This window comes from Pseudaeromonas paramecii (genome assembly GCF_039540575.1).
Lineage (GTDB): Bacteria > Pseudomonadota > Gammaproteobacteria > Enterobacterales > Aeromonadaceae > Pseudaeromonas > Pseudaeromonas paramecii.
On record NZ_BAABFC010000014.1, the window covers coordinates 155,146 to 168,220 of the forward strand.

7 protein-coding genes are annotated in these 13,075 nt (G+C 62.8%); 4 read left to right on the plus strand and 3 right to left on the minus strand.

Annotation, left to right across the window (positions count from 1 at the left end; all coding sequences use genetic code 11):
• Window positions 1–61 precede the first annotated feature (61 nt).
• From ABD847_RS11975 to ABD847_RS11985, 3 genes are all read left to right on the plus strand, one after another.
• A complete protein-coding gene (locus tag ABD847_RS11975) occupies window positions 62–2,938 on the plus strand; it encodes an HD domain-containing phosphohydrolase (RefSeq protein ID WP_345013294.1) in 2,877 nt (958 codons plus the stop codon).
• A 66-nt stretch (window positions 2,939–3,004) separates the two neighbouring features.
• Complete coding sequence (locus ABD847_RS11980; RefSeq protein ID WP_345013295.1) at window positions 3,005–7,387, plus strand: response regulator; 4,383 nt, start codon at window positions 3,005–3,007, stop codon at window positions 7,385–7,387.
• Window positions 7,388–7,389: 2 nt separating this feature from the next.
• Window positions 7,390–8,511, plus strand: coding sequence for a response regulator (locus tag ABD847_RS11985; protein ID WP_345013297.1), 1,122 nt, complete (start codon window positions 7,390–7,392; stop codon window positions 8,509–8,511).
• Here ABD847_RS11985 and ABD847_RS11990 read toward each other — a convergent pair.
• A complete protein-coding gene (locus ABD847_RS11990) occupies window positions 8,508–9,530 on the minus strand; it encodes a GGDEF domain-containing protein (protein WP_345013299.1) in 1,023 nt (340 codons plus the stop codon). The genes ABD847_RS11985 and ABD847_RS11990 overlap by 4 nt on opposite strands.
• A gap of 58 nt (window positions 9,531–9,588) precedes the next feature.
• Window positions 9,589–10,062, minus strand: a complete 474-nt coding sequence (locus tag ABD847_RS11995) for a DoxX family protein (RefSeq protein ID WP_345013301.1) — start codon at window positions 10,060–10,062, stop codon at window positions 9,589–9,591.
• Between the two features lie 344 nt (window positions 10,063–10,406).
• Here ABD847_RS11995 and ABD847_RS12000 point away from each other — a divergent pair, with 344 nt between their 5' ends.
• Window positions 10,407–12,803: a putative bifunctional diguanylate cyclase/phosphodiesterase gene (locus tag ABD847_RS12000; protein WP_345013304.1), complete on the plus strand. Its 2,397-nt coding sequence runs from the start codon at window positions 10,407–10,409 to the stop codon at window positions 12,801–12,803.
• On the opposite strand, the gene ABD847_RS12005 is transcribed toward ABD847_RS12000, so the two are convergent.
• Entirely contained in the window at window positions 12,800–13,036 is a 237-nt protein-coding gene (locus ABD847_RS12005) for an HP1242/YdcH family protein (RefSeq protein ID WP_345013306.1), read from the minus strand. The two genes, ABD847_RS12000 and ABD847_RS12005, sit on opposite strands and share 4 nt — an antisense overlap.
• Between the last annotated feature and the right edge of the window lie 39 nt (window positions 13,037–13,075).

Sequence of the window (13,075 nt, forward strand, 5' to 3'; positions counted from 1 at the left end):
TCCCCGGCAGTTCATGCTCAAGATGGTCAGCTTATGACCGAGATGCGGCCAGGGGATTGCCATGCCAAGACGCCTACTGCTTTATCCGCTCTACCTCCATATCGGCGCCCTGTTTCTGGGCTTGTTTGTCCTGTTTGGCTGCGTGCTGCTGACGCTAGGCTATCAGACCACCCTGGCCCAGAGTCGACAGCAGGCGCAGCAGCAGTTTGCCTTGCAGCGTCAACTGCTGAGCCAGACGCTGGAGCGCCACTACCAGCCCATCCAGCTCTCCCTGGGGTTGATGCAGCAGTCCAACCTCACCACGGCGCGCACCCTCAGCCAGCGGCTGGCCAGCCTGCCGCAACTGCAACAGCTGCTGGTCAGTAACCCCAGCGTCTGTGCCGTCTACATGGGCTATCAGAATGGTGACTTCTTTCTGCTGCGCAGTCTGACGCCCCAGGCCCGCCAGGCCCTCAAGGAGCCGCCCCCCGAGGAGGCCACCCTCTTGGTGCAGAGTCTGGATCAGCCCACATCGGCCCATCCGGAGGCGGTCTTCCTGTTTTACGATGACCAGTTGCGCCTGCTGGAGCGCCGCTACCAGCCGGAGTATCGTTTCGACGCCCGGCAACGCCCCTGGTATCAGGCGGCCAACCAGCAGTCGGGTATCGCCATCTCGGCGCCCTATTTCTTCTTTACCACCCAGGAGGTGGGCACCACCCTGAGCCTGAGTGCCGACGAAGGGGTGCTGGGGGCGGATCTGAGCATGAGTCAGCTGTCCGAGTTGATGGCGCGCATGGCCCTGCCGCCCACCGGGCAGATGGCGCTGTTTGACCAGGCCGGCAACCTGATGGCCGGCTCACGCCCCCTGCCCGAGGCAGCGCGCCACCGGTTGCTGAGCCTGTCCGAATACGAGGGCAGCATCTTCCCCCATCTGTCCCTGAGCGATGCCCTGACCGGTAACAGTGAACAACGCCTGGATCTGGTGGATGAGCAAGGTCATGGCTGGACCGGCGTCCTCAGCCGACTGGCCGTTAAGACGGCACAAAGTGGCACCCTTTACCTGGCCATGCTGCAAACCGAGGAGAGCCTGTACGGCCCGGCGCTGTCCCAGGCTCGCCACAACCTGCTGATCTCCGCCCTGGTGATGCTGCTGATGCTGCCCAGCGTCTGGTGGCTGGCCCGCCGCACCGCGCGCCCGCTGATCGACTTGACCCGGGAGGCCGACGCCATTCGTCGCTTCGACTTCAACGATCGCCCATTGAAAACCAGTCGGATCAAGGAGATAGCCGATCTGACCCGCGCCATGGTGCGGATGAAGCACACCATAGGCAACTTTCGCTCCATCGGTCAGGCGCTGCATGGCGAACATCACTTCCCCCTGCTGCTGACCCGCATCCTGCAGGAGAGCAGCAATCTGGTGAAGGCGCAGGGGGTGCTGCTCTACCTGGCCCAACCGGTGGGACAAACCACAGGGCGCGGCCTGTGGCAGGGCCAGGAGTTGGCCCAGCTCCCGCCCCTGCCAGCCGAGTTACCGCCGGAAGGGCTGGTGGCACAGGATGAGGCCAGCTGGCAACAGCAGTTTGCCGAGCTGGGCCCCTATCCCGGCGCCCTGTGGCTGGTCACCGAGGCCCTGACCAACCGGCGCAATGAACCCATCGCCACCCTCTTGCTGCTGCTACCCCAGGCTTCGGAGCAAGAGCAGCAAGCCAAACTGGGACTGATCCGCGCCTTGTGCGGCTCCATCGCCGCCGCCCTGGACACCCAGCGCCTGCTGGAGGAGCAAAAGCAGCTGCTGGAGTCCCTGATCCAGCTCATCGCCAATGCCATCGACGCCAAGAGCCCCTATACCGGCGGCCACTGTCAGCGGGTGCCCGTGCTGACCAAGTGGCTGGCCCAGGCCGCCTGCGATCAGCAAGAGGGGCCCTTCGCCCGTTTCAACCTCAATGCCGACGAGCAGGAGGCGCTGCACATCGCCTGCTGGCTGCACGACTGCGGCAAGGTCACCACCCCGGAATTTGTGGTGGACAAGGCCACCAAGCTGGAGACCTTGTATGACCGCATTCATGAGGTGCGCATGCGCTTTGAGGTATTGAAGCGCGAGGCCCATATCCGCCAGCTGGAGGCGGCCCTGCCCGCCGACCGGGCCGAGGCCATCCGCCAGGCCATGGCGCCTGTCTGGCAGCAGCTCGATGAGGAATACGCCTTCGTCGCTCAGTGCAATCAGGGGGGGGAATTCATGGCCCCCGAGAAGCTGGAAAAATTGTCGGCCATCGCCCAGCGCCGCTGGTGGCGCACCCTGGACGATCGCCTGGGGCTCTCTCATGAGGAGCTGTCCCGCAAGCAGGCCACTCCGGCGGCCGAGCTGCCCTGTCAGGAGCCGCTGCTCAGCGATAGGCCTGAGCACTGCATCGCCCGGCCGCCCACCGAGCAGCTGGCCGAGGACAACCCCTGGGGCTTCAAGGTCAAGGTGCCCCAATACCTCTATAACCGGGGCGAGCTGTATAACCTGGGGATCGCCCGCGGCACCCTCTCGGAAGAGGAGCGTTACAAGATCAACGAGCACATGATCCAGACCATCAAGATGCTCACCACCCTGCCCTTCCCGCGGCATTTGCAGGCAGTGCCCGAGATAGCCGGCGGCCATCATGAGAAGCTGGATGGCACCGGCTATCCCAAGCGGCTGAATGAGGATGAGCTGAGTCTGCCGGCCCGCATGATGGCCATCGCCGATGTGTTCGAGGCGCTGACCGCCAGCGACCGGCCCTATAAGGAAGGCAAGAGCCTGAACCAGGCGCTGGGGATCATGGCACGCATGGTGCAGGATCGTCATCTGGACGGTCCCCTGTTCCGCCTGTTCGTCGAGTCCGGCCTGCCCCAGCGTTACGCCCGGCAGTACCTGACCGCCGCCCAGCAGGACGAACCGGTCACCGCGAGCCTGCTGGCAGACATACCAACCTAGCCGGCCAGCGCGATTGACCGCTTGGCTCAACACAAAGTTCCCCCCACCCAGGGGGTCGAGGTAAAGATGGAAAGAGCCCATCGTTCTTTTTTACAGATGATGCTGAGCCGCGCGTTCGGCATCGTCTTGTGCGCCCTGTTGTTGTTTGGGCTGGGGATCCACTTCCTGCTGATCCGCCCCACCATAGAGCGGGTCGCCAACGCTCAGATGCAGCAAGCCTCGGTGGAGATGGAGGCGAACATGGTGGAGCTGGGGCACAGCACCCGCACCACACTGCAAACCGTTGAGGGAGTACTCAGGCGCAACCTGCTGGTTCCGGATGCCACCACACTGCAGCAGATGCTTGATGGGAATACCCAGCAGGTTGCCATGCTGGACAACCTCTTCCTGCCCTTCATCGACAACAACGCCAACGTGGCCGCCATCGCCCTGGCGCGGGAAGATGGCAACGGCATCATGTTGATGCGAGACGAACAGGGCCTGCCGCTTAACCACCTCAGCCGCCACACACCGGCAGGCCGGCAGATTGCCCTACTGCACTGGGATCGCCAGTTGCAGCAGGCATCGTGGGAGACGGCCGACAAGGACTTCGATACCAAGAGCCGCCCCTGGTTTCGCGGCGCCCTGGCGCAAACCGACCCCGACCAGGTCTATTGGACCGCCCCCTACGTCTTCTATCCCTCCGGAAAACCGGGGGTCACCGTCAGCCAGCAATTTGTCGGCCTGGATGGTCAGCGTTATGTACTGGCGCTGGATGTCACCCTGCAGAACATCTCACGCTACACCAGCCAGTTGGAAGTCAGCCCCCACGGCTTTGCCGTGCTGTTTGACGAACAGCTGCGTAGTCTGGGATTGCCGGATCACGTACTGACGGACAACCAGGCGGCCAAGCAACCGGCGCCCAAGTTGATGGACTCGGTGCTGCACTCACGGCACCCGGTCCTGGTGAACAGCACCCAGGCCTGGATGAAACAGGGGCAGCATGACCGGCAGCTGGCCAGCAGCCGGCTGCCCGATGGGACCGTCTGGTTCCATCAGTTTCGGCGCCTGAGCCTGGGAGATGGCCACATCTGGTTGGGCATCTATGCACCACGCACCGATTTCCTGTTTTTGGGCAGCCGGGAGTGGCTCATGCTGCTGGGCATACTGCTGGCCTGCCTGGGCCTGGCCGCCTGCATCGTCATCCCGTCCGCCCGCCGCATCGCTCGCCAACTCCGCGCCCTGGTGATGGAGAGTCACCGCATCGGCAACATGGACTTGCAGACCCCGGTCTCGGTGCACAGCGAGATCCATGAGCTGCAGGCCCTGGTGTCGGCCCAGGAACTGATGCGCCGTAACCTGCTGGATGCCACCCAGTCGCTGGAGCAATTGAACGATACCCTGGAGGAAAAGATACTCGAGCGAACCCGCGAGCTGGAGGCGATCACCTCGACGGCCGAATACGCCCGCAAGCTCATCACCGACATCACGGAATCCGTCCCCTGCGCCGTGTTCCGCTACGAGATGGCGCCGGCGGAGGAGGGACACTTTACCTTCATCAGTGCCCGCTCCAAGCAGGTGTGGGGACTGGACAACCAGGAGCTGATGGCCAATCCAGATATCCGATGGACCCGGGTTCACCCGGAGGATGTGCCCCAGGCCAAGCAGCAGATGCAGGAGCAGACGAACGCCGCCGATAACCGCAACCTGCTCTATCGCATTCTCGACGACCAGCAGAAAGTTCGCTGGATCGAGACTCGCGCCGAGATCACGGAACCACAAGAGGGTCATTTCATCTGGAACGGTTACTGGCGAGACGTGACCGCCGAACAGGAGGCCAAGCTGGCCCTGGCCGATCAGCTGGCCTTCCAGCGGGTGTTGATGGATACCATCCCCTACCCCCTGTTCTACAAGGATGCCCAGGGCCACTATGCCGGCTTCAACAAGGCCTATGGCGAGGCCTTCGGTGTGGATACCCAGGCACTGATCGGTAAGACGGTGCTGGAGCTGCCGTTTCTGCCGGAAGTCGAACGCCAGCAATACCATGAGGAGAATCTGCGCCTCATCCAGGAAAACAGCTCGATACAACGGGAAACGACCGTCCCGTTTGCCGACGGCCTGCAGCATCAGACCCTCTATTGGGCCTCCGCCTTCCACAAGACCAATGGTCAGCCCGGTGGGGTGATCGGCACCTTCGTCGACATCACGGATCAGAAACAGGCCGAGGCCAAGCTAGCGGAGGCCAAGGAGCTCGCCGAAGAGGCCACCCGGATCAAGTCGGACTTTCTGGCCAACATGAGTCACGAGATCCGCACACCGCTCAACGCCATCCTGGGGCTGGCCCACCTGCTGCAAAAGACCCCCCTCGCCCCCCGGCAAAGCAGCTTCGTCGACAAGATCCACCGCTCGGGCCGGCATCTGCTGGGCATCATCAACGACATACTGGACTTCTCCAAGATTGAGGCCGGCAAGCTGACCCTCAATCCGCAACCCTTCGCCCTGGCCAGCCTGCTGGAGGGGATCATCGATCTCACCGCCGAGAAAGCCTATCAGAAGGGGCTGGAATTCATCATAGACGTGGCCCCCGATGTGCCCTTCGAATTGACCGGGGACGAGCTGCGTCTGGGGCAGATCCTGATCAACTACATGAGTAACGCGGTCAAGTTCACCGAACAGGGGGACATACGGCTGGAGATCAAGCTGGTCACACAAGATGACCAGGGGCTGTTGCTCTACTTCGGTGTGCATGACACCGGTATCGGCCTGACCGACCAGCAAAAGGCCCGCCTGTTCCAAAGCTTCCAGCAGGCCGATGCCTCCACCACCCGCAAGTATGGCGGTACCGGCCTGGGCCTGGCCATCTCCCGTAAGCTGGCCGAGCTGATGCACGGCGAGGTCGGGGTGGAGAGCCGCTACGGCCAGGGCAGCACCTTCTGGTTCACCGCCCGGTTGCAACCGGTCAGCCAGACCGATGCCGAGGCCCTGCTGCCCAGTCAGGATCTGCGGGGCACCCCCGTATTGGTGGTGGAGGACAACCCCAAGGCGGCCAGTGCCGTGACCCAGATGCTCACCGCGCTGCGCTTTGAAGTCAGTCACGCCCAAGACGGTGCCACTGCGCTTAGCCTGCTGCAGCAGCGGCAAGCCAGTGCTCCCATCGCCCTGCTGTTTCTCAAGAGCGAGCTGCCGGGACTCTCCGGCGAACAGACCCTGGCCCAGTTAGCCGACCTGGCGTTGCCCGCGCCACCGCACGTGGTGCTGGTTCACGGCAGCGAGCAGGCCGTTTCGACGGATAGCCAGATGGGCGATCGGACCATCACCCACCTGTCCAAACCCCTCACCCCCTCCATGCTGTTCGACACCGCCATCCGGCTGTTGGCCGATGGGCCGCAGGAGGCCGAGACGCCACCGCGCTTACGCCACCGAGGTCTGAGCCAGCTCGAGGCCGAACTGCCCAGCATCGCCGGTGCTCGCCTGCTGCTGGTGGAGGACAATGACATCAATCAGGAGGTGGCCAGCGAACTGTTGGCCAACGCCGGTTTCGTGGTGGATATCGCCGGTGATGGCCAGGCCGCACTGCAACAGCTGGCACAACAGCCCTACGATCTGGTGCTGATGGACATGCAGATGCCGGTGATGGATGGCCTGGAAGCCACCCGACGCATCAGACAAACCCCGCAATGGGCCAAGCTGCCAGTGGTGGCCATGACGGCCAACGCCATGGAACAGGACAGGGAGCTGTGCCTGGCCGCCGGCATGGATGACTTTGTCAGCAAACCCATAGAGCCGGATCAGTTGTGGCAGGCCCTGCTGCGCTGGATCCCGCCCCACCAGGCCGCCGAACCCCGTCGTGCGCCCCCCCCCAAGGAGACCGCAACCCCAGCGATAGCCCTGCCCCAGTTGGAGGGGCTGGATACGCGCCTGGGCTTGAGCCGGGTCATGGGTAATCAGCCGCTGTATCTGAGGCTGCTGGCGAAGTTTGCCAGCAGCCAGCAAGACTGCGTGGCCCGCATCCAGCAGGCGCTGGCAAACCAGGACCTGCCGCTGGCCGAACGGCTGGCCCACTCTCTCAAGGGGGTCTGCGGTAACCTGGGGGCCAGCGACTTGCAGGCGCAGGCCGCCGAGCTGGAACAGGCCATCCGGGAGCAGACTGCACCGGCAGTGCTATCTGATCACCTCGCTCAACTGGAGCCGCCGCTGCAAGAACTCTGTCAACAGCTGACCCAGTGGCTTGGTCAGCAGGCAGAGCCACCGGTCGCCAGCCCGGTGAGCAGCGATATCCGCCCGATACTTCAGCGACTGGCCGATTTGCTGGCCGATGATGATTCGGAGGCCCTGACGATACTGGAAGAGCATCAGGCCAGCCTGCAACAGCAGGCTCCACGGCGGCTGGCCCAACTGGATGAGGCTATTCGCCAGTTTGAATTTGAACAAGCGCTGGCCCTGGTCAAGGCCTGGCAAGAGGAGTGCTAAGCATGGAGACCCCGTCGAGACTGGACAAGCCCACCATACTGGTGGTGGATGACACGCCGGAAAACCTGACCATGATGAGCTTTCTGCTCAAGGATCTGTACAAGGTCAAGGTGGCCAACAACGGCGACAAGGCGCTGCGCATCGCCCAGAGCCAGCCTCAGCCTGACCTTATTTTGCTGGATATCATGATGCCAGACCTGGATGGCTACGAGGTCTGCCGTCGTCTGCAGCAAGATAGCGCCACCCGGCGGATCCCCATCATTTTTCTCACCGCCAAGGCCAGTGTCGAGGACGAGGAGCTGGGCCTCAAACTGGGCGCGGTGGACTACATCACCAAGCCCATCAGTCCCCCTGTGGTCCTGGCCAGGGTAAAGACCCATTTAAGCCTCAAGGCCAGCGCCGACTTCTTGCGCAGCAAGAGCGACTACCTGGAGCAGGAGGTGGCCAAGCGCACCCAGGAGGTGATGGCCATTCAGGATGTGACCATACTGGCCATGGCCTCCCTGGCGGAAACCCGGGACAACGAGACCGGCAACCATATCCGCCGCACCCAATACTATGTGAAGGCCTTGGCGCAGGCCCTGTGCCAGCACCCCAAATTTGCCAGGGAGCTGGATGAACAGAAGATCGCCATGCTGTTCAAATCCGCGCCCTTGCACGATATCGGTAAGGTCGGCATACCGGACAGCATACTGCTGAAGCCCGGCCGCTTTGAGCCGGAAGAGTTCGAGGTGATGAAGCGGCATCCCACCCTGGGTCTGCAGGCCATAGAGCATGCCGAGCATGCCCTGGGCACCTCGGTGGCCTTCCTCCAGGTCGCCAAGGAGATTGCCTATGGGCATCACGAGAAGTGGGACGGCTCCGGCTATCCACAAGGGTTGGCCGGAGAGGCGATCCCCCTCTCCGCCCGGCTGATGGCCCTGGCCGACGTGTATGACGCCCTCATCAGCAATCGGGTCTATAAGCGAGGCATGCCCCACGACAAGGCCGCGGCCATCATCGCCGAGGGGCGTGGCAGCCACTTTGATCCGGATATTGTCGATGCCTTCTTCCAGATCGAGGCAGAGTTTATCGACATCGCCCGTCAGTTTTACGATAAGGTACAGGAGGCGCCGGCTGACTAGCTGGCCCGGGTCTGCTGCAACAACACCTCGGCACACAGGCCGTCATCCGGGTAACAGGCCGCCGCCAGTTGCAGGCGAGGCGTCCAGCTGGCAGCCCCGTCGAGCAACGACACGGGCGCCGTCAAACCGCCCTGCAGTTGGGCCAGGTAATCGGCCAACACCGGCTGGCCGGTGGACGGATGCACCACCAACACGAAACGGGCATCCGCCAGCCGCACCACCAGCTCCGCCCCCGCATCAGCCAACCGACGCGCCAGGGTCTGCAACAGTTGGTCACCGGCATTCCAGCCCAGCTGTTGATTCACCGCCTCAAGCTGCTCCAGCTTGAGCTGTACCAACCACAACTGTCTCTCCTGACGCTGAGCCGCCGTCAGCAGCGACGGCAGCTGCTCCTGCAGCGCGCGCCGGTTGGCCAGCCCGGTCAACCCATCCTCGTGACTGAGGCGATAGGCCTGCTGGCGCTGTTGCTCTCCCAGTTGGCGACAGCGGTCGGCCAACCAGCCGCGCTGGCTCACCAAGCGATCAAACAGTTGCCCGACCGCCTCAATAAGCACCCCCTGGCTACGGACCGGCACGCTTTCCGGCACCTGATCCAGCGACGCGGCCAGGGCCATGTCTTCGGTCAGTATGTGCAGCGCCAACCACTTCACCAAAAAGCCCAACAGGGCATCGGCCCCTTGGCCCACATCCTGCCGAACCTGCTCGCTCAAGCCATCGATGGCCTGGGCAAACTCGCCATGCCGTCGTAGGTGGCTGGCCTTGTGCTCCTCGGACAGCGGGCTGGCCTCCAGCAGTTGCTCCTCGCAGGAGAAGTGGTAGAGCGCATATTGGCGCAGTGACCAACAGCAGTTCATCAGGGCCTGCTCATCGGCCCCCTCGACCCGGTAGCGTCCCAGCTGATTGATCAGATCCACCAGCATCCGATGCTGGGTATCCATCAGTGGCAGGCCGGTCTCGTACAGGGGTCCCCACACAAACACATCCTGGTAGGCCAAAGGCGCCTCTTGCTGCAAACTCATGAAACCTCACTGTCAGGCAACGACACGGTCAGCTAGTTGTAGCACGCCACTGCCCCCCTCACCGTGAGCCCGCTGGCAGCTTGGGGGCGCGCCGCCGCGCCAACCAGTGATCCAGCCCCCAGGCGGCAGGGACACGAACCAGCAACAGACTGAGCAACAGCCCCCATTGCAGGTGATCCTGCAGCGCCGCCGGACTCGTCTTGAGCACGTGGTAATAGGCGATCACCGCCACCAGGTTGAGGATCCACAGGCCACCGGCCGCCAAACGGGTCCCCAGCCCCAGCACCAACAACACCGGTAGTAGCAACTCGCTAGCGGTTGCCAGCCAGGCGGCCCACTCCGGCGGCAACCAGGGTACCCGGTATTCGTAACGAAACAGGTAGAGGGTGCTCTCCCAATCCTGCCACTTGACCCAGCCGGAGAAAAAAAACACCTTGGCCAAATAGAGCCTGACCAGCCACTCCACCGGGCCAGCCAACCACGCCAGCGCCGACAGCAGCCACTGACGCCCCTGTTCCATTGATTGAGACATAGCACATCTCCTGAGCCACACAGGCACCCTGCCTGCGGTAGCCATTGGTCGCGCCGGCGCCGCAAACCTGACAGCAAAGTTCAAGCAGATAACACGGATAAATGCGATCCGGCTCCCGCGCACTGGGCGTTAAATCCAAAAAACGGATCTGTCCAGCTTCGAATCTGACAGGGGGGGGGCAATGGGACAGGTCTATAGTGAAACCAAGGTGCCGTACCCTATGTAGCCAACCAACTCCACCCCAGGTGGACAGGATCGCCACCATGACAACCATGCCGCCACTGCTCTGCCTACCCTATCGTCCACTTGTCGAGTCCCCTTGGGACTTCTGCTAGGACACCGCCATGGCCACATTGAAGCACAAACTCCTGTGGCGGTTGTTGCCTGGCCTGTTATTGCCCTTGCTGGCCTTGGGCTACCTGACCTGGCAACTGACCGACGCCCTGACCCTGTCGCAGAGCCAACAACAACAGAGCCTGCTGGCCGCCACCGTGCGACAGCAACTGTTCAGCGAGTTGGAACACAACCAACGACTGCTGCAACAACTGGCCGACAGCGAGGAACTTCAAGACCTGTTATCCGCGCCAGAAGGCACATTTCGGCGCTCACAACTGCAGACAGAGGTGAAACGTCGCTTCACCAACCTGCTGCTGCACGATGAGCATCTGCGCGGGTTGGCGCTGTTTGATCAGCAGAACCGTCCCTGGCTGTATCTGACGCAGAGCACTCGGCCGGGCCAGTCCGATCCGAACCATCTCCGTATGCTCAACCGGATGCACAGCCTAACGCCACCCGACTCGCTCCAGGGCCTCTTCTATGATGAGCAGGATGGCCGCTATGTCATCAAGCAGGCCTGGCCACTCAATGGTGGCGCCCCCGGCGAGCCTAGCCCCGGCACCCTGATCCTCACCTTCGACCTGCAAGGGCTGATGCTGCGACCGGAGAACCTGCCCTCCGGCGCCGGCTATGCCCTGCTGTTGGGGCCGGATGATCATCGCGTCGCCGGGGAACTGCCCCCCGGCTGGACGGCGCAGCAAATCCGCCAACAAACACCATTGGGCTATCAGCGGCAGATCACGGCCATCGGCATGGGGCTGCAGCTGTTGAGCCTGACCCCCTATCCAGAGCTGGCCCCCCAGACCCAGAAGCTGCGCCTGTTCACCCTGCTCTGGCTGGGCATCAGCGTACTGGCCCTGGCAGTGCTGCTCTCCTGGACCCTCAAGCGTCAGGTATTGCAGCCCATTGAGACCTTGCGACGATTAATGCAGCAGGTGATGGCCCAGCAGACCCACCACATTCCCCAGATCAAGGCCCGTGACGAGCTGGGCGAGCTCCACAACCACTTCGCCAGCATGCTCGCCCGGCTGGAAACCTCCCAGCTGGAGTTGGAGCAGTCCGCCTTTTTGGATCCCCTGACCGGCATGGGCAATCGCGCCGCGCTGGCGCGCCACCTGCATGGCCTCACCAGTCAGGGCAAGGGGTTTGTGCTCACCCAATTCAAGCTGCTGCAGTTAAGTGCCATCAACCGGACCTTCGGTAACCGGGTCGGTGACGAAGCCTTACAGCTGTTCGGTCAGCTGCTGACCGAGACACTGCGTCACCACGCCGGAGAGGAGGTCGCCCGACACGCCATGGCCAGGGTCGGGTCGGACGAGTTTGCCTTTACCCTCACCGAACAACAGGCCCCGCAGCCCGCCATGCTGGCCACCAGCCTGTGCGAGCAGCTGGCGGAACGCCTAAAACTGCCGGTCAATCTGGGCAGCTACGAGCTCTATCTGCGGTTTAGTGCCGGCATCGTCAGCTACCCCTTGGTGGCGGACAATGTGGAGGAGTTGATGCAGGCCGCCAGCCAGGCCCGCCACGATGCGCAGCGCCGGCATGGCAGCCACTGGCTGCAACTGGATGGCGCCACCGCCGCGCGCTTGCGGGAAGATAAGTGGCTGGAGGCCGAACTGGGCTTTGCCATCGCCATGCGCCAGCTCTATGTGGTGTTCCAGCCCCAGTATGATCTGCAGGCACAGCGCATCTGCGGTGCCGAGTTGCTGTTGCGCTGGCAGCACCCCGAATTGGGCCTGGTGCCGCCAGATCGCTTCATCGCCATCGCCGAACACTCGGGGCAAATCCTGGACATAGATCTCTGGGTGCTGGAACAGGCCTGTCTGTTTCTGGCCCGCCTGGCGCAGGCCGGATTTAAGGAGTTCCGCCTGGCCATCAACGCCTCCGCCACCGAACTGTCCAACCCCCACTATCCGCGTCAGGTGGACTTGATGCTCAAGCGCCATCATCTGCCGCCGGAGCGCATCGGCATCGAGATCACCGAGACCGCCCTGGTTGAGCTGGATGATGTGGCCCGCAGCATGGTGCGCACCCTCAAACAGATAGGCGTAGAGATAGCCCTGGATGACTTTGGCACCGGCTACGCCTCCCTGAGCCATCTCACGGCCCTGCCCCTGGATACCCTCAAGATTGATCGCAGCTATACGGTGCAGCTGGAGAGCAATCCCAAGCTGGTGGACTCCATCTTGCAGCTGGCCGAAGCCTTCAATCTGTCGGTGGTGGCCGAAGGGGTGGAGACGCCGCAGCAGCTGCGACTCTTGCAGGAGAAGGGCTGCGACATGGCCCAGGGCTATCTGCTAGCCCGGCCCATGCGTGAAGAGCAGCTGCTGGTGCTGCTGGAGCAGGAAAACAAGGTGGTGCCCATCGGCAGTACCGGGCAACACTCGCCCGGCCACCGCCATTAGTATTCCAGCAGACGCTGGTAGATAGAGTCCTTGAGTAGCAGGCGCTGCTTCTTGAGGGAGTCGAAATACCCATCCCCCACCGGGATGGCGCGGGAAGCCAACCCCTGGATGCGGTGATCCAGACTGTGGTATTCGCGAATGACCTGGGCAAACTCCGGATCGCTGGACTTCAGATCCTCCAGTTTATCGGCAAACTCAGGGAACTCGTGTTGCAGACTATGGTGCAGGCTCATATCGACCCATCCTGGTCAGAAAACCATCACCACTAGACT